This is a genomic window from Kitasatospora purpeofusca, assembly GCF_036010405.1.
In the GTDB taxonomy this organism is placed as follows: Bacteria; Actinomycetota; Actinomycetes; order Streptomycetales; family Streptomycetaceae; genus Kitasatospora; species Kitasatospora purpeofusca.
The window spans coordinates 7728054-7749655 of the sequence record NZ_CP108561.1 but is presented as its reverse complement, the minus strand read 5'-3'; the positions used below and the strand labels follow the sequence as shown (position 1 = coordinate 7749655).

Sequence of the window (21602 nt, the reverse complement as noted above, 5' to 3'; positions counted from 1 at the left end):
AACCTCCCTGCCATGAACGCCATCCCTCCGGCGACCTCCCAGGACCCGCGCTTCCCCATGCCCAAGCGCCACCGACGCGTCCTGGCCGGCTCCGCCGTGCTCGCTTCCATCGCCCTGGGCATCCTCGGTGTCGGCGCCACCGTCGAAACCGTCCAGCACGACACCGTCGCCACCGCCACGGCACCCGTCCGGAAGTAGCCCCACCGGACACACCGGCACCACAGGCACCACCGGACGCACAGGCGCCACCGGACAGCACAGGAACCACCGCACCACGGCCCACCATCGCCCGCCCCGCCCCGCTGCGGCGCGGGCTTCCCCATGCCCGCACGCACCCGCACGCACCCGGCCGGGGCCGGGTGGGGTGACGGCCGGCGCCGGGGGTGAGGGCCGGCGAGGAAGCGGGACCGGCCCCGCCTCGCAGGCCGACGGACGCCACCCGGGCCGACCGGCCCCGAGGTGCGGACCGGGATCAGACCGGCTGGCCGGCCCGCGGGGTGACGGGGGCGGGCACCGTGAAAGCGGGGTCGGGCCGGGAGTGGCGGCCGGTGCCGGGGGCCGGGAGCAGGTCGGGGGCCGGGGCGTAGCGGGCGGCGGGGGCCCGGAGGAGCCAGCCCGGGGGGCGGGTGCCGCGCGGGGCGGGGGTGATCAGGCCCATCCGGTGGAGCAGGTCCAGCGCGTCGCGGCGCAGAGCGGTGCGGTCGGCGAGGTAGTCGCGGCGCCAGCCGGCCGGCAGGCCGTATTCGTCGGCGATGTCGCCGAGCACACCGTCTATCAGCGCGTCGGGGACCGGCACATCGGTGCCCGCGGTCTCGCCCGGGAGCGGCCGGACCTCCTCGACCAGGCGCTCGACCAGCAGCAGGGCCGCCTGGGCGGCCGTGTCGGTGCCGGGCAGGGCGAGGTCGGTGAGTTCCTCCGCCGGGTCGAGCAGGGCGACGCCCTCGGCCCGCTGCTCCGCCTCCAGGCCGAGGAACTCGGCGAGCGCGGCCGGGCCGGTGCGGCCGTGCTCGCGCAGCCAGGCGCGCTGCTCCTCGGGCAGGTCGGCGGCGAGCACCGCCGGGGTCTCGGCGAGGCGGCGGCGGACGGCGGTGCCGGGCTCGGCCTCGGCGGCGAGGCGGATCAGGTCGGTGGCGTCGTCGGCGAGCGCGGGCGGGCCGACCGGGACGGCGCGGGCGAGTTCCCGGTCGACCGTCAGCACGGTGGGACCGGCGGCGGCCGGATCGGCGAGCGCTGCGGCGGGGAGGTCGCCGAGCACCTGCCAGTCGACGAGCACGGCGAGCGCCATCGCCAGCTCGGCCCGGTCCGCAGGCCGCGCTGCCGGGCCGGGGCGGACGGCGTCCATCGCGGCGAGCAGGCCGTCCAGCGGGAGCTGCTCGGGGGCGTCGACCAGCAGGGCCAGCGCGAGGGCGAGCTGCGCGTAGCCGCCGGGGGTGAACGGGGCGCCGGTGGCGGGGTGTTCGAGGCGACGGGCGGCGCCGGGGCCGAGTCCGGCCTTGTGCAGGCGGGCGTGCCAGGGGCCGACCACCAGGCGGTAGCCGAGCAGGGTGTCGAAGCGCTCGGCGAGCCAGTCGCGGTGACGGCGGATCAGCGGGAAGCCGTCGGCGTGCGGCCCGGAGGCGGTCACCAGCGGGTGGGCGACGAGCAGCCGGGCAGCTATCCGGCGTTCGGCGGCGGTGGTCGCGGCGGAACGATCCTGCGGGACGGTACCGGCACCCCGGGAGCGTTCGGGCTTGCGGTGGCGGCCTGGCGTGCCCGGCTTGGCGCCTGAGAGGACGACGGGCAGCGCGGCGGCGTCCCGGCGGGCGCGGCGCAGGCCGCCGGCCGGGCGGGGCTCGCGGGCGCGCAGCGGCGCGGGGGTGTGCGCGGTGGGGCCGTGCCACCAGCTGACCTCGGCGGTGGACGGCGCGGCGGTGAGGGGTACGGCGGTGAGGGGCACGGCGGCGGCCGGGTCGGCGGGGGCGGATCCGGTGGCCGGTCCGGCTGTGGCGGGTCCGCCGGCCGGACCGGCGGGGGCGCCGAAGTGGCGGGCCGGGTAGAGGCCCAGGGAGGCGGCGCACAGGTCGTCGGCGGTGCCGGGCTCGGCCTCGGCGAACCAGCGCGCGAGCCGCAGCAGCCCGGGGTCGGGCGAGAGCCCGGCGGTGGAGGGGGAGCCGGAGTCGTGGACCGGTACGGCGTCGTGCGGGGCGTCAGCTCCGGTACCGGGGACGCCCCGGGGGCCGGATCCGCGTACGACGAGGACGGCGGCGGTGGTGCCCCGCCCCGCCCCGCCCGTGCGCCCGTCCGACGTGCCACCGGCCGTCCGCGCGGCGCCGGTCGCGTACTCCTGCTGCTCCATGTCGGGGACCAGACTAGACGGTGGGCGCGGCCCCCGCTGGCAGCCGCCCGGCTCCCGACGACATCCGGCCGAACGGCGGCCGGGCCGCGACGGGAGGAGCACCGGCGTCCGGACCGGCGCCGGACGGACGTCCGACGGGCGACACGTCACCCCGGTTGCACGGCCGGACCTACGCACCGGTAACAATCTCTTCCACGCCCCCTGCCGGTCGCCCGCCGTGCCCGGCAGGACGGTGACCGGCACAGGGACACCCGCTCCCCCACCCCGCCACCCGCACCGACCGCTCCCCCCACCGCCCGGAGGACACCGCCGCATGAGCATCCGTACGACCACCCGCGCCGTTCTCGGCGGCCGGCTGCGCTCCGCCGGCGGCCTGCTCACCGGCTACGCCACCACCTCGGCGGCCCACCTGGGGGCACTGCTGACCGGCACGCCCGCGCTGCGCCACGCCACCAAGCCCGCGCTGATGCCGCTGCTCGCCGCGCACAGCGTCACCAGGGCGACCGAGGCCGGCCGTCGCGCGCCGAAGCTGCTCGCGCCGGCGCTGCTGCTGAGCGCGGGCGGCGACGTGCTGCTCCAGCTCGGCAACGACACCGCGTTCCTGGCCGGAATGGGATCGTTCGCGGCGGCGCACGTCTGCTACGTCACGATGTTCGTCGGCCAGGGCGCGCTGACCGACCGGCGGCGGACGGCGGTGGTCGCGGCGGCGTACGCGACGGCCTGGGTGACGATGGTGGGCCGGCTCTGGCCCGACCTCGGGGACCTGCGGGCGCCGGTGGCCGGCTACAGCCTGCTGCTCGCGTCGACGGCGGTCGCCTCGGCCGGGCTCGGGGTCCGGGGCGGGCTCGGCGGTGCGCTGTTCCTGCTCTCGGACACGCTGATCGCCACCAAGCTGGCGAAGTGGCGGGAGCTGCCGGGGCACGACTTCTGGATCATGGCCACGTACCTCCTGGCGCAGTACCTGCTCGCGAGCGGTGCGCTGCGGGCCGCCGAGGAGCGGGAGGCCGGGGCCGACGGTTCGACGCCGGCCGGAGCGCCCACGGCCACCGGGCCGGGCGCGGCACCGGCCTGGGCGTGACCGCGACGGCGACGGCGACGGCGACCGTGACCACCACGGCCTGACGAGCGCCCGGTCACGCCACGCGCCGCACACCGCACACCGCACACCGCACACCGGCCGAACGTACGAGGGTGCCGTCGGACGCTCCGTCCGACGGCACCCCGGCACCGCAAAGCGTTCGTGGACTTTGCAAAGTGCACTTTGCAAAGTCCACGAACGCCCGGCACCCTTGCCCAGCCACAGCCCGCACGCCGCAGGCCGCACGCGCGGAAACGTCCCGTCAGACGGACCCGGCGCCGGCCGAGCGCCGTCGCAGCAGCCAGAAGCCGCCGATCCCGCCCACCACCAGCAGCGCGCCGCCCACGAGTTCCGCGGGGTCGGCAGCCACCGAGCCGCCCAGACCGGTCTTCACCGCACCGTGCGGGGCAACCTGCTGACTGCCGGCACCGGACTGGCCGAGCGAACCCGCCCACTCGCCGGCCGCCTCGCTCCAGCCGCCCAGGCCCGAAGGCGCGGAGGAGCCGCCGGTGGTCACCGAGACCGTGGTCACCGTGACATTGGTGGTGAAGGCGCCGCCGTCCGGGCAACTGCCGTCGATCTTGTTCTCACCGCTGTTCTTGCCCGCCAGCCGGGCGGAGCCGGTGTGCTTGCCGTCGGAGCCGAGCGTGAGGGTGGCCGGGCCGCCCTCGAAGGCCGGCGAGTTGGCGGTGATGGTCTTGGCGTTGGGCTTGTCGGACTTCTCGCAGGCGACCGTGACCGTCACGGTCTGGCCCGGTGCGGCCTGGGACGGGCTGACCGAGGCCGCGCCGTCCTTGGCCAGCGCGAGGGGGGCCGTCAGGCCGGTCAGCACCGTCGCGCCGATCAAGGCGGCGGCGGCCGTACGCGTGGGGCGCATACCGGAACCTCCGGGTTCTCTCGGGCGCAGCCGGGGACTCCGAAGTCCACGTGATCGAACAACTACACCCGGTCACTCCCCGACGGTAGGCACACCCTCCGCGCCCGGCCACCGCTCTGGCCCGTTCGGGGGGCCGGTCACCGACGGTGTCCGGCCCCCGGAGAGACTCAGAGGTCCAGGTCGACGACCACCGGGGCGTGGTCCGAGGTGCCCTTGCCCTTGCGCGCCTCGCGGTCGACGTAGCTGTCGGTGACGGCGTCCACGAAGGGCTTGTTGGCGTAGGTGAGGTCGATCCGCATGCCCCGGTTCTTCGGGAAGGCCAGCTGGCGGTAGTCCCAGTAGGTGTAGGGGCGGTCGTACTTGAGCGGGCGGGGCAGCACGTCGTGCAGGCCGGCCGCGTCCAGGGCGGCGAGGGCGGCGCGCTCGGCGGGGGTGACGTGGGTCAGGCCCTCGAAGGCGGCCAGGTCGAAGACGTCCTCGTCGGTCGGCGCGATGTTGAAGTCGCCGAGGACGGCGAACGGGCGCTCGCCCGCGGCGTCCTCCAGCGAGGCGACCCGCAGGGCCTCCAGCCACTCCAGCTTGTAGCGGTAGTGGGCGTGGTCGACCTCGCGGCCGTTGGGCACGTAGACCGACCAGACCCGGACCGGGCCGCAGGTGGCGGCGACCGCGCGCGGCTCGACATCGGGCAGCAGGGCGTCGTCGGCGAGGTAGCCGGGCTGGCCGGGCAGGTCGCGGACGACGTCGTCGAGACCGATCCGGGAGAGGATCGCCACGCCGTTCCAGCGGCCGTTGCCGTGCGCGGCCGTCTCGTAGCCGAGCTCGCGGACGGGCTCGTACGGGAACGCGTCGGCGGCGCACTTCAGCTCCTGGAGGCAGAGCACGTCCGGCTTGGCGCTCTCCAGCCATTCGAGGAGCTTGGGCAGCCGCGCGGTGACGGAGTTGATGTTCCAGGTGGCGATGCGGACGGTCACGGCGGGCGGCCTTCCCGGTGGTTCGGTACGGACGGGGTGGGCGCCCCGGTCCCCCGGACGACGCCCACCCCGAATCTACCGAACGGCACCGACAAAGCCGTCCGGCCGCACGACGCCGCAGCAGCCGAGCGCACGCCGCAGCAACAGCAGCAGCCGGCCGCGCGACGTCACCGCGCCCGGCGTTACGGCTCGGGCCGGACCACCGCCGCCGAGCCGCCGCCGCGGCGCACCGGTTCGGCCGCGGCGACCCAGCGGCCGTCCGGCAGCCGCTCGACACCGGTCGCCGCCCCGATCTCCGGAGTGCCGGCGAACACATGGCCGAGCGCCTCCAGCCGCGCCCGTTCCGGCAGCGCCAGGAACGCGGGCTCGGCCTGGGTGGCCGCCGTGTTGCGCTGGCTCGCGCGCGGGGCGGCGATCGCCTGTTCCAGGCTCAGCCCCCGGTCGAGGCGGCCGAGCAGCACCTGGAGGGTGGTGGTGATGATCGTCGCGCCGCCGGGCGAACCGGCCGCGAGCACGGGCTCGCCGTCCCGCAGCACGATGGTCGGCGAGAGCGAGGAGCGCGGCCGCTTGCCCGGGCCGGCCAGGTTGGGGTCGGGCACGCCCGGCACCAGCGGGGTGAAGTTGAAGTCGGTCAACTCGTTGTTGAGCAGGAAGCCCCGGCCGGGGACGGTGATGCCGCTGCCGCCGGTCTGCTCCAGGGTCAGGGTGTAGGAGACGACGTTGCCCCAGCGGTCGGCCACGGTGAGGTGGCTGGTGCTCAGCCCCTCGTACGGCTCGGCGGCGGGCGCGGGGCCCACGCTCGCGCAGGCGGCGGGGTGGCGCGGGTCGCCGGGCGCGATCGGGCTGGTCAGCGCGCGGTCGGGGCTGATCAGGCAGGCCCGGGAGGCGGCGTACCGGGCGGAGAGCAGTTCCTTGACCGGGACGTCGTTGAACGCCGGGTCGCCGACCCAGCGGTTGCGGTCCGCGAAGGAGAGCCGCGAGGCCTCCAGGAAGTGGTGGTAGTACTGCGTGGCGTCGTAGTCGGCGAGCTCTCCGTCCTCCAGGATGCCGAGCGCCTCGCCGACGGTGGTGCCGCCGGAGCTGGACGGGGCGATCGAGTAGAGGTCGTAGTCCCGGTAGGCGACATGGGTGGGCTGCTGACGGCGCACCCGGTAGTCGGCGAGGTCGGTGGCGTCCACCTTGCCGGGGCGGGCGACCCGGCCGGAGGCGGGATCGACCGGCGGGTGCTGGACGGTGCGGACGATGTCGGCGGCGATCCCGCCCCGGTAGAGGGCCTCGGTGCCCTCCTGGCCGAGCTGCCGGTAGGTGGCGGCGAGGTCGGGGTTGCGGAAGGTGGATCCGACCGCCGGGAGCGCGCCGCCGGGCAGGAACAGCTTGGCGGTGTCGGGGAAGTCCTTGAACCGGGCCTGGTTGAGCGCGGTCTGGTCCTGGAAGGTCTGGTCGACGGTGAAGCCCCGCTCGGCGATCCGCCGGGCGGGTTCGAGCGCATCGGCGAAGCTGCGGCGGCCCCAGAGGCCGACGGCGGTCTCCCAGGTGGCCGGGGAGCCGGGCACCCCGACGGACAGGCCGCTGGTGACGGCGTCGGCGAAGGGCAGCGGCTTGCCGTCCTCCAGGAACAGCGAGCTGTCGGCGGTCCGGGAAGCGGTCTCCCGGCCATCGATGGTGTGCACCCGGCCGGTGGCGTGGTCGTAGTAGACGAAGTACCCGCCGCCGCCGATCCCGGCCGAGTACGGCTCGGTGACACCGAGCGCCGCCGCCACCGCGACCGCCGCGTCCACGGCGTTGCCGCCCTTGCGCAGCACCTCGATCCCGGCCGCCGTGGCGTCGGCGTCCACGCTGGCGACGGCACCGCCCCGGCCGACCGCCTCGGGCACCTTGGTGGGGGGCGCCGCGGCCCCGGCCGGTCCGGCGGCGACCGTGCAGACCAGGGCCGTGGCGAGCAGCAGCGGTGGTGCGATTCGTGCCAGCGCTCTCATCCGGAGTCCTCCTGAATGCCTGAGTTGACGTCAACTCCGTTGTTTCACAGGAGCCATGACCGCGACAACAGCGCCTCGGCGCTACCAACGGGTAGTTGACACACCACAGCGGACCGACCGATCGTCCGTTCGACACGCGATCACATTTCGAATTCAAACAGGTGAAGAAATGAACAGGTCGTCATCGCGGCGATAGCTTGTGCGGGTCGATCATGTATTCCTCACACAAAGGACCCGACTTCCCCGTGTACCAGGCCCCGCCACCGCCGTTCCCCGCCGCCGTTCCCCCGGCGCCCCGCCCCTGGTGGCAGCGGCGCGGCGTGCACATCGCGAGCCTCCTCGTCTTCCCGTTCGCGACCTTTCTCATCGCCTGGACCTGGCCGAGGCCGCTCTGGAAGAAGCTGGTCAGCAGCGCGCTGGCGGCGTTCTGCTGCCTGGTGTGGATCGGCGCGGTGACGGACCCGAAGCCGGCCGCGCAGCCGCCCGCCCCGGCCGCGGTCACAGCAACGCCCTCCCCCGCAGAGACCTCCCCGACCTCGGTCCCCACCCCCACCGAGGTGCCGTCACCGACGGCGGCACCGGCCGACACCCCGGCTGCGGCCCCGGCGAGCCCGACCGCCCAGCCCACCCCGGAGGCCCCGGCCGCGCCGGTCCCCACCACGGCTCCGCCGGTCCCCGTACCGCTCCCGCAGACGCACGCCCCGGAGCCGGCGGCCACCACCGCCCCGAAGGCCCCGAAGTCCACCCCGGCGGCCCCCGCCACCCGGCCCGCCGACGCCGGGGGCACGGGCGGCGCGGCCACGACGACCGGCGGATCCGGCACCACGACCGGCGGCAGCACCAGCGGCACCACGACCGGCGGTGGCGGCTCGACCGGTGGGAGCGCGGCGACGGGCGGCACTACGACCGGCGGCGGCAACGCGGGCACCGTTCACGCGGGCTCGTTCTGCTCCCCGGAAGGTGCCACCGGCGTGACCGTCAAGGGCACGGCCATGGTGTGCGCTCCGGGTTCGGACGGCCGCAACCGCTGGCAGTCGGCCGGCTGACGCACCACCCCAGAACGCCTCCGGAGCAGGAAGTCGGCCCAGCCGACTTCCTGCTCCGGAGGCGTTCGCGGTACAGCCCGCTACGGCACCGCGCGTTCCACGCGGCGGCGCTTGATGGTGCGGAAGCGGCGGGCGACCTGGCGGGCGAGGTCGGCGGCGCCGACCAGGCCGGCCTCGTTGCCGAGGGCGGCGTGGACGATGGTCGACTCGGGGCGGAAGCCCCGGCCGGTGAGGGTGCGGCGGAAGGTGTCGCGGGCGGGGGTGAGGAGGAGGTCGCCGGCCTCGGAGACGCCGCCGCCGATGACGAAGCGGCCCGGGTCGAGGGCGGCCGCCAGGTTGGCGATGCCGACGCCGAGCCAGGTGCCCACGTCGTAGAGCAGTTCGGTGGCGGTCGGGTCGCCGGCCCGGGCGGCCTCGGTCACCAGCGGGCCGGTGATGCCCTCGACGGTGCCGCCGGCCCGGGTCAGCAGCGCCTGGACGACCGGGGACTCCTCGGCGACCAGTTCGCGGGCGTCCCGCACCAGGGCGTTGCCGGAGGAGTACTGCTCCCAGCAGCCCCGGTTGCCGCACGGGCAGCGGTGGCCGCCGGGCACCACCTGCATGTGCCCGAACTCGCCGGCCAGCCCGTACTTGCCCCGGTCCACGTAGCCGTCGCGGACGACGGCGCCGCCGATGCCGGTGCCCAGGGTGAGCATCACCATGTGCTCCTCGCCCCGGCCGGCGCCGAAGCGCCACTCGGCCCAGGCGGCGGCGTTGGCGTCGTTCTCGACGACGACCGGGAAGCGCAGCCGGGAGCTGAGCGCTTCCCGGAGCGGTTCGCCGCGCCAGTTGAGGTGCGGGGCGAAGAGCACGGTGGAGCGCTCGGCGTCGACCCAGCCGGCCGCGCCGATGCCGACGGCGTGAACGTCGTGCCGGTCGGCGAGTTCCAGCACCAGTTCGACGATGACGTCCTCGACGACCTTGGCGCTCTTGGACTTGTCGGGTGTGTCGGTGCGCAGCTTCTCCAGCACCTTGCCCTCGCCGTCGACCACGCCCGCGACCACCTTGGTGCCGCCGATGTCGACGCCGATGGTCGGCAGCCGGAGCAGGCCGACCGGCAGGGCCCGGCGGCGGCGCTCGGCGCGCGGCCCGAGGCCGAACAGGGCGGGCAGGACCGGCGGTCGGTTGCCGCCGTGGGGGCTGGTCACGGCTGGGGACGCTCCTCGGAAGGATCGACGGGGGCAGGGTCGGCGGGGTGAGCAGGATCGGCGGGGTGAGCAGGATCGACGGGGGCAGGGTCGGCTGGCCGCGCAGGATCAACGGGCCGGGCGAGCTCGTGCGAGAGCTCGGCCAGGTCGGAGCCGCCCGCCATCTCGGTGGTGAGCTGTTCCAGGCCGATCTCCGCCCGCGCGTGGCTGCCCGCCATGCGGCCGCGCTTCAGCAGGGTGAAGTGGTCGCCGACCAGGTAGGCGTGGTGCGGGTTGTGGGTGATCAGGACGACGCCGAGTCCGGCGTCCCGGGCGGCGGTGACGTACTTGAGCACCACCCCGGACTGCTTGACGCCGAGTGCGGCGGTCGGCTCGTCCAGGACGAGGACCTTGGCGCCGAAGTGCACGGCGCGGGCGATGGCCACGCACTGGCGCTGGCCGCCGGACAGGGTGCCGATCGGGCGGTCCACGTCGGGCAGGTCGATGCCCATGTCCGCGAGTGCCCGGCGGGTGGTGGCGCGCATGCCGTCGGCGTCGATGCTCAGGCCGCCCCAGCGTTTGTGCCCCTGTTCGGAGCCGAGGAAGAAGTTGCGCCAGACGGGCATCAGCGGGACGACGGCGAGGTCCTGGTAGACGGTGGCGATGCCGCGGTCCAGGGCCTGGCGCGGGGAGTCGAGGCGGACTGGCTCGCCGGCCACCGTGAAGGTGCCCTCGTCGTGCCGGTGCAACCCCGCGATGATCTTGATCAGGGTGGACTTGCCGGCGCCGTTGTCGCCGAGCACGCAGCTGATCTCGCCGGACCGAAGGGTCAGCGAGACGTCCTCCAGGGCGCGTACGGTGCCGTAGGTCTTCCCGATCCCGGTGAGGGAGAGCAGCTCGGTCATCGGGGCCCCCGTTCGGCGCGGCGCTTGACCCAGGTGTTCAGCAGGGCCGCGAGCAACAGCATCGCGCCGAGGAAGAACTTGAACCAGTCGGGGTTCCACTGGGCGTAGATGATGCCCTTGCTGGCCATGCCGAAGATCAGCGCGCCCAGCGCGGAGCCGACCACCGAGCCGTAGCCGCCGGTGATCAGGCAGCCGCCGATGACGGCCGCGACGATGTAGATGAGTTCGTTGCCGACGCCCTCGCCGGACTGCACGGTGTCGAAGGAGAACAGCAGGTGCTGGCCGAGCACCCAGGCGCCGAAGCCGACGAACAGGTAGAGCACCGTCTTCGTCCGGGCGACCGGGACGCCGACGGCCCGGGCCGCGGCGGCGTCGCCGCCGACCGCGAAGACCCAGTTGCCGAAGCGGGTGCGCAGCAGCACCCAGCTGCCGGCCAGCAGCAGGCCGAGCCACCACCAGACGGTGGCCTTGATCGTCAGCCCGCCGACGGTGACCTCGGAGGCGAACAGCCAGCGGCAGGAGGCGAAGCCCTCCATGTCGGAGATCGGCTTGGTGGAGACGGTGCCCGAGACCAGCTTGGTGACGCCGAGGTTGGCGCCGGTCAGCATCAGGAAGGTGCCGAGGGTGACGATGAAGCTCGGCAGCTTGGTGCGGGAGAGCATCCACCCGTTGAACAGGCCGACCGCCAGGGTGACGGCCAGCGAGACCAGCACGCCGACCCAGGTCACCGCGGTGAGCTGGTAGGAGACCATCGACGAGGTCAGCGCGGCGGTGGTGACCAGGACTCCGGCGGACAGGTCGAACTCGCCGCCGATCATCAGCAGCGAGACCGGTACCGCCATGATCCCGATGGTGGAGGCCGCGTACAGCACGGTGCCGAGCGAGGAGACCCGCAGGAAGGGCTCGGCGACGGCGGCGAAGACCAGGAAGACGGCGACGGCGGCGATCAGCGCGCCGAGTTCGGGCCGGCCGGCCAGGCGGCGCAGCGCGGCCGGGCGTTCGCGGCCCTGGACGAGGACGTCGGAGGGGCTCACCTGGTCCCCCTGGCCACGTACTCGGCGAGCGCGTCGGCGTCGTCCTTGGTGAGGATCTGCGGGCCGGTGGCGACCGGCTTGCCGCCGCCGAGCATGTCCAGGTTGGAGCGGTAGAGCCAGAGCAGGTCGACGCCCTCGTAGCCCTGGAGGTAGGGCTGCTGGTCGACCGCGAAGCCGACGGTGCCCGCCTTGAGGCCGGTCACCACCTGCGTGCCCAGGTCGAAGGTGTCGAGCTCGACGGGGCGGCGGGCGTCCTGGATCGCCTGGAGTCCGGTGGCGGCCATCGGGCCGGAGAGGGTGAGCACGGTGTCGATGGCGGGGTCGGCCTGGAGCTTGGCGGAGACCGCGGCGCGGGCGTCGGGCATGTTGACGCCGTCGACGTACAGCACCTGGAAGGCGCCGCCGGAGGTGCCGCGGGCGCCGCCGCAGCGCTGTTCCTGGCCGACGTTGCCCTGTTCGTGGATGACGCAGAGCACGTTCTTGCGGCCGCGGGAGGACAGTTCGGTCCCGGCGGCCTGGCCGGCGGTGCTCTCGTCCTGGCCGATGTGGGTGAGCGCGCCGAAGCGGGCGGAGAACTCCTGACCGGAGTTGATCGTGATGACGGGGATGCCGGCGGCCTTGGCCTTGCCGAGCACGTCGGCCATCGCCTCGCCCTTGGCGAGGGTGACCAGCAGGCCGTCGACCTTCTGGTCGACGGCGGCCTGGACGAGCTGGACCTGGTTCTGGGTCTGCGCGTCGTTGGAGTACAGGAAGGTGATGTTGTCCTTGGCGGCGGCCTGCTCGGCGCCCTTGCGCACGGTGTCCCAGAAGGCGTCGCCGGCCCCGGCGTGGGTCACCATGGCGACCTTCCAGCGCGGGGTGGTGACGGCGCCGCCGGCGGCGGCGGAGGCCTTGGCGCGGGCCTCCTCGGCGCGTCTGCCTCCGGTGCTGCTGCAGCCGGCGGCGGCGACCGTCAGGGCCAGGACGGCCAGCGCCGCGGCGACGGGCCGGAGCCGGCGGACGGGACTCATGCGGGTTGTGCTCATCCCCATAGTCTCGCTTCCCGGCGGACGGGCGTTCGCACCGCCTCGCCCGGCGGGCCGATCCGTCCGGACGGTATCGTGCCCTGCGGGGGGATTCCTGGGAGTCCGCTGGACGCGAGGTCCGGGCAGAGCCTGTCAGGGTGGCAGACTGGGGCGGACCCGAAAAGGGAGCTTCACGGAAACGTGATGTTCCTCTCAGGTTCCGCACAGATTCGGACGGCAACCGATCCCCGTTACGGGCCGTCTGATGCCATTGAGGTGGCGTTCCGGGCGAGTGGGGCCCGGGCGGCTTCGAACCCGGATACGAGAAACATTCATGCAACTGACAGGTACGCCGTTCTTCGTCTGCACGGTCATTCTGGTGCCGATCTCCATCGCCGTGGCGATGTGGGCCTGGGCCCGGGTCAAGGGACCCAAGCCCGTGCGCGTCCTGTCCAGGCTCGCCATGATCGTCTTCTGCCAGGCCACCGCGGTGGTCATGGTCTTCGTGATGGTCAACAACGCCAACCTGATCTACGGCAACTGGGACGACCTGCTCGGGACCGGCAAGCACGTGCGCGCGGTGCCGGTCGTGCCGCCGGCCGACCCGGCCGCGGGGGCCGGTCAGGGCGCGGCCCCGGGCGCACCCGCCCCGGCGGGCGACGCGGCGCACCCGCCGGCCAACAAGGTCCAGCAGGCCTTCCGCGGCGTCGACGACCCGAAGGTGCCGAACGACGTCCAGAAGACCGACCTCAAGGGGCAGCTGTCCGGCGTCGACGGCGAGGTGCTGGTCTGGCTGCCGCCGCAGTACAACGACCCCGCGTACAAGGACAAGAAGTTCCCGGTGGTCGAGCTGATCCCCGGCTTCCCCGGCTCCTCCTCCACCTGGTACGGCACGCTGAAGGTCTCCGAGCAGCTCAAGCCCCTGATGCAGCAGGGCAAGGTGGCCCCGTTCATCCTGGTCTCGCCGCGCACCCTGCTGCTGGGCAACCGCACCGACGCTGGCTGCACCGACGTGCCGGGCAAGGTCAACGCGGACACCTGGCTCACCCGGGACGTCCCGCAGATGGTGCTGGACAACTTCCGGGCCGACCCCTCCGCCGACCGGTGGGCGATCGCGGGCTACTCGGCCGGCGCCCACTGCGCCACCAAGCTCTCGCTGGCGCACCCCAACCGCTACCGGGCGGGCGTCAGCCTCTCCGGCTACAACGACCCGGCGAAGGAGCCGGACTCGCTGGTCGGCAAGGACGCGAAGCTGCGCGAGGCCAACAACCCGGTGACCATCGTGAAGGGCGCGCCCCAGCCGCCGAAGGTCTCGCTGTACATCTCCGGCAACAAGGGCGACGGCTTCGAGGACGGCCAGGCCGTCGCCGGTGCCGCCAAGGCGCCGACCACCGTCCAGGTGGTCGAGACCACCGGGCCGCACACCAGCGATGTGTGGAAGGACATGGTGCCGGGCGTCTTCGAGTGGCTGACCGGCATCATCCCGGCCCACTGACGGAGCGTCTCCGTACGGAGGGACCCTCGGGCGGGGGGAGGGCCCTCAGGCGAGTTCGAGGGCCAGGTAGAAGTCCACCCGGTCCTCCAGCCGGGACAGGTCGCGGCCGGTCAACTCCTCGATGCGGCCGATCCGGTACCGCAGGGTGTTGACGTGGACGTGCAGCTGCGCGGCGCACCTGGTCCACGAGCCGTCCGAACGGAGGAACGCCTCCAGTGTGCGGACCAGGTCGGCCTGGTGCTCGATGTCGTAGGCGATCACGGTGTCCAGCAGCCGGCTGCGGAAGGCCCGGCGCACCTCGTCCGGGACGGCCGCGAGCAGCAGCACGTGCGAGGCCAGCTCCTCCGGCCCGGCCACGCAGACCCGGCCGACCCTGGCGGCGGCGATCCGGCGGGCGTGCCGGGCCTCCTCCAGCGCGCCGCGCAGACCGACCGCCTCCTTGGCGGGGGCCGAGACCCCGAGGGTGATCCGGCCCTCCGAACCGAGCCCGGCCTCCAGCGGGGCGAGCAGCTCGCGCAGGGTGTCGGCGGGCACCGGGCCGTCCGTCGCGGGCAGCACCACCACCGCGCCGGCCCCGGCCCCGGCGACCAGCGCCCGGTCGCTGGTGCCGCCGAGCGCCTCCTCCAGGATCGCCCGCACCGCGCCCTCGGGCAGGCCGGTGCCCTCGGCGCTGACCACCAGCCAGGAGCCCTCCGCCGCCTGCGGCTTCGGCTCGCGGCTCTCGTAGCGGGCGGCCATCGCCGAGGACGCGTACAGGGTGCGGCTGATCTCGGCCGGGTCGGCGTCGCGCTGCAGCAGGGTGAGCACCTCGTCGGCGAGGCGGCGGCGCAGCCGGCGGCCCTCGTCCCGGCGCTGGCGTTCGGCGGCGACCAGCCGGGCCAGGTTCTCGGCGAGCTGCTGGCGCTTCCCGGTCCACTCGGTGACGTCGCCGGCGACGGCGAGCACCCAGTCGGAGAGCGGCGCCTCGGCCTCGGGCGCGGCCGGCGCGGGCAGCAGCGAGTAGGCGCCGGCCGCGAGGCGGGCGCGGTGCGGGGGGCGGCGGCGCTGGCGCTGGGCGGCGAGGTGGGCGCGGATCAGCTGGTCCCGGTCGGCGACGGGGAGCCGGTCGACGGGGCCGGCGATCACCGCGCCGGTCGGGGTGAGCACCCAGCAGTCGAGGTCGAGGTCGCCGCCGAGCAGGTCGAGCACGGCGTCCAGACCGCCGCCGCCGGCCGCCGAGACCAGCAGCCGGTGCCGGTCGACCAGGGCCGCCAGGTCGGCGGCCCGGTCGGCGGAGACCTGGCGGCCGACGAACTCGGTGACGGTGCCGAAGGCGATGTCGTCGGGGACGGCCAGCAGCGGCATCCGGTGCCGGCGGCAGGCCTCGACGAGGTCCTCGGGGACGGGTCCGACCTCGGCCTCGCCGGCCGCCAGGGCGACCGCGCCGCCGGCCACGATGGTGCGCACGAAGCGCTCCGAGTCGGCCGGGGCGGTGCGCCAGAGCATGCCGGTGAGGACCAGTTCGCCGCCGTGCAGATAGCGCCCCGGGTCGGACAGGTCGGTCGTCATCACCCCGCTGACCTGCCGGTCCAGCTCCTCCTCGGCCGCGAGCAGACGCAGGCGCGGGGCGCCGGGGGCGAGCAGGTCACGGACACGCATCCGGAGGCTCCTAACGGGCGGGTGGCGGGGGTGGGGGCGGTCCGAGGGCTCGGTCCGGGGTGACAGTGTGCCCGAACATCCGTGCTCGGCGTTACGTCCCAACGGGTGCCCGGATCACGAGGTCGCAGCTCGGGAATCACGGCCGGATTACGGTCGTAGGTGTGGCCCGGTCAACGGCTGGGCTGCGAGATCGTCCTTCTTAGAGGAACGTACAGGATGCCGGGCGGGACCACAGCCGGGGCTTCATGCCATCGGTGACTGCCAGTGGCCCCCGTCACAGCGGTTCACTGGCCACACGCCGCCGGACACACCCCGGTGACCGGAATCCGACGCGGAGGCGACGACGCGGAGGCTCCGGTCCGAACACCGGGGCCCGGGCGACCGGGCCGGGCACTGTGCCCACCCGTCCGGACGGTCACGACTTGAGGAGACACCCGCATGGAGTTCCTTCGGCCCGCCACTTGGGACGAGGCGCTCGCGGCGAAGGCCGAACACCCGACCGCGCTGCCCATCTCGGGCGGTACGGACGTCATGGTCGAGATGAACTTCGACGTGCACCGGCCACCCGCGATTCTCGACCTGAACCGCGTCACCGAGCTCACCGAGTGGTCGAACGACGGCGAGGTGGTCCGACTCGGCGCAGCCGTCCCCTACAGCCGGATCATCGACGAGCTGTCCGGCCCGCTGCCCGGCCTCGCGCTGGCCGCCCACACCGTCGGATCCCCGCAGATCCGCAACCGGGGCGGCGTCGGCGGCAACCTGGGCGCGGCCTCGCCGGCCGGGGACTCCCACCCGGCGCTGCTGGCGGCCGGCCGGGACGTCCTGGTCGAGGCGGCCTCGGTCCGCGGCACCCGGCTGATCCCGATCGACGACTTCTACGTCGGGGTGAAGCGCAACTGCCTGGAGCCGGACGAGCTGATCCGCGCCGTGCGGATCCCGGTCGCGGACGGCCCGCAGCAGTTCTCCAAGATCGGGACCCGCAACGCGATGGTGATCGCGGTCTGCGCGTTCGGCTTCGCGCTGCACCCGAGGACCGGCACCGTCGGCACCGGCATCGGCTCGGCCGCCCCCACCCCGCGCCGCGCCGTCGAGGCCGAGGAGTACCTGCGGGACGTGCTCGCCGGGCGCGGCCTGTGGGAGAGCGGCGAGCTGCTGGGCGCCGAGGTGGTCCAGCGGTTCGGCGAGCTGGTCAAGGCCGCCGCCTCCCCGATCGACGACGTCCGGGGCACCGCCGACTACCGGCGGCACGCGCTCGCCGTGATGGCGCGGCGCACGCTCACCTGGACCTGGAACGACTACCGCAAGCAGATCAGGAGCGCGGCATGAGGGTCACGTTCACCGCCAACGGCAAGCCGGTCGAGGCCGACGACGTGTGGGAGGGCGAGAGCCTGCTCTACGTGCTGCGCGAACGCGTCGGCCTGCCCGGTTCGAAGAACGCCTGCGAGCAGGGCGAGTGCGGTTCCTGCACCGTCTACCTGGACGACGTGCCGGTCTGTTCCTGTCTGGTCGCGGCCGGCCAGGTGCAGGACCGCGAGGTGCGCACCGTCGAGGGGCTCGGCGACGAGGACGGCGGGCTGGGCCTGGTCCAGCAGGCGTTCGTCGACGCGGGCGCCGTCCAGTGCGGCTTCTGCACGCCGGGCCTGCTGGTGCAGACCGACGCGCTGCTGGCGCAGGACGCCCAGCCGTCGGACTCGGACATCCGCGAGGCCCTGTCGGGCAACCTGTGCCGGTGCACCGGCTACGAGAAGATCATGGACGCGGTGCGGCTGGCGTCCGCCCGCAAGTGCGCCGGCGACCGTGCCGGCGGGGCGGTGGCGGAATGAACGCGCGGACGAGTGCCCACAACAGCGCCCGGACCATCCAGGGGCAGAAGAACCTCCAGGACATCCGGCAGTCCAGCAAGGACGGCATCGGCGGCTCGCCGCTGCGTCCGGACGGCACGCTGAAGGTGCGCGGCGAGTTCGCGTACTCCTCCGACATGTGGCACGAGGACATGCTCTGGGGCATGGCGCTGCGCTCGCCGCACCCCCGGGCGAACATCCTCTCGGTGGACATCTCCGAGGCGCTCACCGTGCCCGGCGTGTACGCGGTGCTCACCCACGAGGACATCCCCGGCGCCAAGTACTACGGCCTGGAGATCGCCGACCAGCCGGCCCTGGCGATCGACCGGATCCGGTACCACGGCGAGTCGATCGCGCTGGTCGCGGCCGACCACCCGGAGACCGCCCGGCGCGCGGTGAAGAAGATCAAGGTCGAGTACGAGGTGCTCACCCCGATCGTCACCGAGGAGCAGTGCCTCGACCCGGAGACGCACGGCTACGTGCACGAGCCGCACGAGTACAAGTCGCACGCCCACGGCAACATCTGCCACGAGCAGCACCTGGTGTCCGGCCTCGGCGTGACCGACGAGGTGCGGGCCCTGGCGGACGTCGTGGTCAGCGGCACCTACGAGGTCGGCATGCAGGACCAGGCCTTCCTCGGCCCGGAGTCCGGGCTCGCGGTGCCGGCCGAGGACGGCGGCATCGACCTCTACATCGCCACCCAGTGGCTGCACGTGGACCGCCAGCAGATCGCGCCGGTGCTCGGGCTGCCGGAGGAGAAGGTCCGGCTCACCCTGGCGGGTGTCGGCGGGGCGTTCGGCGGCCGCGAGGACCTCTCGATGCAGATCCACGCCTGCCTGCTGGCCCAGCGCACCGGCAAGCCGATCAAGATCGTCTACTCCCGGGACGAGTCCTTCTTCGGCCATGTGCACCGCCACCCGGCGAAGATGTACTACGAGCACGGCGCCACCCGGGACGGCAAGCTGGTCTACGCCGACGCCCGGATCGTGCTGGACGGCGGCGCCTACGCCTCCGCCTCGCCCGCCGTGGTCGGCAACGCCGCCTCGCTGGGCCACGGCCCCTACGTGATCCCGAACGTGCGGATGCACGCGATCGCGCTCTACAGCAACAACCCGTCCTGCGGGGCGATGCGCGGCTTCGGCGCGGTGCAGGCGGCGTTCGGGTACGAGACCCAGATGGACCGGCTGGCCGCCGAACTGGGCATGGACCCGGTCGAGCTGCGTCAGCTCAACGCCATGCAGCAGGGCGACCGGATGCCCACCGGCCAGGAGATCGACGCACCCGCGCCGGTCGCCGAACTGCTGCGCCGGGTCAAGGACATGCCGCTGCCGCCGCCGCTCGACACCGACGACCTGGACGTGCGGCTGCTGCCCGGCGCGCTGTCCAACACCTCGCACGGCGAGGGCATCGTGCGCGGCGTCGGCTACTCGGTCGGCATCAAGAACGTCGGCTTCTCCGAGGGCTTCGACGACTACTCCACCGCCCGGGTGCGGCTGGAGGTGATCGGCGGCGAGCCGGTCGCCATGGTGCACACCGCGATGGCCGAGGTCGGCCAGGGCGGCGTCACCGTGCACGCCCAGATCGCGCGGACCGAGCTGGGCGTCGAGCAGGTGACCATCCACCCCGCCAACACCGAGGTGGGCTCGGCCGGTTCGACCTCCGCCTCCCGCCAGACCTACATGACGGGCGGCGCGGTCAAGCTGGCCGCCGAGGCGGTCAAGCACGAGCTGATCGAGAAGGGCCGGCGCCGCTACGGCTGGACCCAGCGGGACCTCACGCTGGCCGGCGGCAAGGTCGTCTCCGAGTCGGCCGGCGCGCTGGTCTCCATGGTCGACCTGCTCGGCGAGGACGCCATCGACCTCACCCGCGAGCACCACCACCGCCCGACCGTCCCGTTCGACAAGGAGACCGGGCAGGGCTTCGGCCACGTCCAGTACACCTTCTGCGCCAACCGCGCGGTGGTCGACGTGGACGTCGAACTGGGCCTGGTCAAGGTGGTCGAGCTGACCGCCGTCCAGGACGTCGGCAAGGCGCTCAACCCGCTGTCGGTGGTGGGCCAGATCCAAGGCGGCTGCACCCAGGCGCTCGGGCTCGCGGTGATGGAGGAGATCATCGTGCGGGACGGCAAGGTGCGCAACGCCTCCTTCACCGACTACCTCATCCCCACCATCCTGGACACCCCGCCGATCCCGGTGGAGATCCTCGAACTCCCCGACCCGCACGCCCCGTACGGGCTGCGCGGGGTGGGCGAGGCGCCGACCGTCTCGGCGACGCCGTCCATCGTGGCCGCCATCCGCAACGCCACCGGCCTGGCGCTGCGCCGGATCCCGGTCCGGCCCGAGCACCTGACCACCGAACAACCCGGGGAGCTGTAACCGGCTCCGCACCCCCACGACTCCCCGGGGCGGCGTCCGGTCTTCCCCGCCGCCCCGGGGCCGAGCACGGCCCGTAGGACCCGCACGACCTGCGCGATCCGCACGACCTGTACGACCTGCACAACCTGTACGACCCGCGTGACTTGCACGATCTGCACGGCACCACCCGGCACCACCCACAGCACTGCCACCGCACCAGGACCGCCGCCCGCCCACGCCGGGGCCCGGCGACGGCCCGCACCACCCGTGCAACCGTGAGTCGAATCGTCCCCCTGTGCCACGCCTTCGTCGCCTGGCTGCCAGGTCGGCTCGCCCACCCCAACCCCCTTTGACACTTGGGAGTGGACATGACCAGGATCCCCACGGAGCCCGGCACCACTGCAGACAGACCCACCGAGGCCGACGAGGCCACCGGGAACGACACCCCCACGTCGCCCCCGGCCGCGCCCAGGAACGCCCTGGACGCCTACTTCAAGATCTCCGCCCGGGGATCGACCCTCGCCAACGAACTACGGGGTGGCCTCACCACCTTCATGGCGATGGCGTACATCATCCTGCTGAACCCGCTGATCCTCGGCGGCGCCGACGTCACCGGCGTCAAGCTGGACCACGCGGCGCTCACCACCGCCACCGCGCTCGCGGCGGCCGTCACCACCATCATGATGGGCGTGGTCGGCAACGTCCCGCTCGCCCTCGCGGCCGGCCTGTCCGTCTCCGGCGCCGTCTCGGCCCTGGTGGTGCCGCACACCACCTGGCCGCAGGCGATGGGCCTGTGCGTCATCTACGGCCTGCTGATCGTGCTGCTGGTGGTCTCCGGTCTGCGCGAGAAGATCATGAACGGCATACCCCTGCCGCTCAAGCACGCCATCACCATCGGCATCGGCCTGTTCGTCACCGTGATCGGCCTCTTCAAGGCCGGCTTCATGCACACCGGCGGACCCACCCCGCTCTCGCTCGGCCCGGCCGGCGAACTCACCGGCTGGCCCGTCCTGGTCTTCTGCCTCACCCTGCTCGCAATCTTCGTGCTGATGGCCCGCAACGTGCGCGGCGCGATCCTCATCGGCATCGCCGGCGGCACCGTGGTCGCGATGATCGTCAACAAGCTCGCCGACGTACCCGCCGAAGCCTGGCGCAACTCCGCTCCGGTCTGGCCCGGTTCGCCGGTCGCCGCGCCCGACTTCAGCCTGTTCGGCGACGTCGACCTGTTCGGCGCCTTCGGCGGCCAGGGGCTGGGCGCGATCAGCGCCTCGGTGGCGGTCTTCACCCTCGTCCTGGCCGGCTTCTTCGACGCGATGGCCACCATCATCGGCGTCGGCACCGAGGCCGGACTCGCGGACAAGCGCGGCCGGATGCCCGGCCTGTCCAAGGCCCTGTTCATCGACGGCGCCGGCGGCGCGGTCGGCGGCCTGGCCGGCGCCTCCGGGCAGACCGTGTTCGTCGAGTCCGCCACCGGCGTCGGCGACGGCGCCCGCACCGGACTCGCCTCCACCGTCACCGGCGGACTGTTCGCCCTGATGCTGTTCTTCTCGCCGCTGGCCGCGATCGTGCCGGTCGAGGTGGCCTCCGCGGCGCTGGTCGTCATCGGTTCGATGATGATGAGTCAGGCCCGGCACATCGACTGGTCCGACCGCGAGGTGGCCATCCCGGCCTTCCTCACCTGCACGCTGATGCCGTTCACCTACAGCATCACCGCCGGTGTCGCGGCCGGCGTGATCTCCTACACGGTGATCAAGGCCGGCCGGGGGCGGTGGCGCGAGCCCGGGGCGCTGATGTGGATCCTCACCGGGGTGTTCGTCGTCTACTTCGCGCTCGGCCCGGTCAAGTCCTGGCTCGGCGTGCACTGACCGGCACGCACCGACCG

At 73.8% G+C, this 21602-nt stretch carries 17 protein-coding genes; 8 read left to right on the top strand and 9 right to left on the bottom strand.

Going from position 1 to position 21602, the window contains the following annotated elements:
* Window positions 1-12: 12 nt before the first annotated feature.
* On the top strand, window positions 13-198 hold the full coding sequence (locus OG715_RS33910) for a hypothetical protein (protein ID WP_266273454.1): 186 nt from the start codon (window positions 13-15) through the stop codon (window positions 196-198).
* 274 nt (window positions 199-472) lie between these two features.
* Here OG715_RS33910 and OG715_RS33905 read toward each other — a convergent pair whose 3' ends face one another.
* Window positions 473-2335 (bottom strand): DUF2398 family protein, encoded by a 1863-nt coding sequence (locus OG715_RS33905; protein ID WP_266273455.1) that lies wholly within the window; start codon window positions 2333-2335, stop codon window positions 473-475.
* 313 nt (window positions 2336-2648) lie between these two features.
* Here OG715_RS33905 and OG715_RS33900 point away from each other — a divergent pair, with 313 nt between their 5' ends.
* Window positions 2649-3413, top strand: a complete 765-nt coding sequence (locus OG715_RS33900) for a lysoplasmalogenase (protein WP_266273456.1) — start codon at window positions 2649-2651, stop codon at window positions 3411-3413.
* 262 nt (window positions 3414-3675) lie between these two features.
* On the opposite strand, the gene OG715_RS33895 is transcribed toward OG715_RS33900, so the two are convergent.
* From OG715_RS33895 to ggt, 3 genes are all read right to left on the bottom strand, one after another.
* The gene (locus OG715_RS33895; RefSeq protein WP_266273457.1) at window positions 3676-4290 is read right to left on the bottom strand and encodes a hypothetical protein; all 615 of its coding nucleotides are present in this window, start codon (window positions 4288-4290) and stop codon (window positions 3676-3678) included.
* Between the two features lie 167 nt (window positions 4291-4457).
* Window positions 4458-5261 (bottom strand): exodeoxyribonuclease III, encoded by an 804-nt coding sequence (locus OG715_RS33890; protein ID WP_266273458.1) that lies wholly within the window; start codon window positions 5259-5261, stop codon window positions 4458-4460.
* Between the two features lie 182 nt (window positions 5262-5443).
* The gene (gene ggt, locus OG715_RS33885) at window positions 5444-7237 is read right to left on the bottom strand and encodes a gamma-glutamyltransferase (RefSeq protein ID WP_266273459.1); all 1794 of its coding nucleotides are present in this window, start codon (window positions 7235-7237) and stop codon (window positions 5444-5446) included.
* A 245-nt stretch (window positions 7238-7482) separates the two neighbouring features.
* On the opposite strand from ggt, the gene OG715_RS33880 reads away from it, so the two are divergent.
* Entirely contained in the window at window positions 7483-8283 is an 801-nt protein-coding gene (locus tag OG715_RS33880) for a hypothetical protein (RefSeq protein WP_266273460.1), read from the top strand.
* An 80-nt stretch (window positions 8284-8363) separates the two neighbouring features.
* Here the strand turns inward: OG715_RS33880 and OG715_RS33875 are convergent, their stop codons facing one another.
* Genes OG715_RS33875 through OG715_RS33860 form a run of 4 tightly spaced genes read right to left on the bottom strand, consistent with a single transcriptional unit; the run spans window position 8364 to window position 12398 of the window.
* Window positions 8364-9470: an ROK family glucokinase gene (locus OG715_RS33875; RefSeq protein WP_407661049.1), complete on the bottom strand. Its 1107-nt coding sequence runs from the start codon at window positions 9468-9470 to the stop codon at window positions 8364-8366.
* Window positions 9467-10354, bottom strand: a complete 888-nt coding sequence (locus tag OG715_RS33870) for an ATP-binding cassette domain-containing protein (protein WP_266273461.1) — start codon at window positions 10352-10354, stop codon at window positions 9467-9469. Before OG715_RS33870 ends, OG715_RS33875 begins: the two co-directional genes overlap by 4 nt.
* Complete coding sequence (locus OG715_RS33865; protein ID WP_030392061.1) at window positions 10351-11388, bottom strand: ABC transporter permease; 1038 nt, start codon at window positions 11386-11388, stop codon at window positions 10351-10353. Before OG715_RS33865 ends, OG715_RS33870 begins: the two co-directional genes overlap by 4 nt.
* Complete coding sequence (locus OG715_RS33860) at window positions 11385-12398, bottom strand: substrate-binding domain-containing protein (RefSeq protein WP_266274610.1); 1014 nt, start codon at window positions 12396-12398, stop codon at window positions 11385-11387. The genes OG715_RS33865 and OG715_RS33860 overlap by 4 nt, the downstream gene beginning before the upstream one ends.
* A 328-nt stretch (window positions 12399-12726) precedes the next feature.
* On the opposite strand from OG715_RS33860, the gene OG715_RS33855 reads away from it, so the two are divergent.
* Window positions 12727-13887, top strand: a complete 1161-nt coding sequence (locus OG715_RS33855; protein ID WP_266273462.1) for an alpha/beta hydrolase — start codon at window positions 12727-12729, stop codon at window positions 13885-13887.
* A gap of 45 nt (window positions 13888-13932) precedes the next feature.
* Here OG715_RS33855 and OG715_RS33850 read toward each other — a convergent pair whose 3' ends face one another.
* Window positions 13933-15525, bottom strand: coding sequence for a PucR family transcriptional regulator (locus tag OG715_RS33850; protein ID WP_266273463.1), 1593 nt, complete (start codon window positions 15523-15525; stop codon window positions 13933-13935).
* A 438-nt stretch (window positions 15526-15963) separates the two neighbouring features.
* Here OG715_RS33850 and OG715_RS33845 point away from each other — a divergent pair, with 438 nt between their 5' ends.
* The 4 genes from OG715_RS33845 to OG715_RS33830 all read left to right on the top strand — a co-directional run bounded on the left by OG715_RS33845 (window position 15964) and on the right by OG715_RS33830 (window position 21585).
* On the top strand, window positions 15964-16851 hold the full coding sequence (locus OG715_RS33845) for an FAD binding domain-containing protein (RefSeq protein ID WP_266273464.1): 888 nt from the start codon (window positions 15964-15966) through the stop codon (window positions 16849-16851).
* Window positions 16848-17348, top strand: a complete 501-nt coding sequence (locus OG715_RS33840; RefSeq protein WP_266273465.1) for a (2Fe-2S)-binding protein — start codon at window positions 16848-16850, stop codon at window positions 17346-17348. The genes OG715_RS33845 and OG715_RS33840 overlap by 4 nt, the downstream gene beginning before the upstream one ends.
* Entirely contained in the window at window positions 17345-19741 is a 2397-nt protein-coding gene (gene pucD, locus OG715_RS33835) for a xanthine dehydrogenase subunit D (RefSeq protein ID WP_266273466.1), read from the top strand. Before OG715_RS33840 ends, pucD begins: the two co-directional genes overlap by 4 nt.
* Before the next feature lie 347 nt (window positions 19742-20088).
* Window positions 20089-21585 (top strand): NCS2 family permease, encoded by a 1497-nt coding sequence (locus OG715_RS33830; RefSeq protein WP_266273467.1) that lies wholly within the window; start codon window positions 20089-20091, stop codon window positions 21583-21585.
* The last annotated feature ends 17 nt before the right edge of the window (window positions 21586-21602 follow it).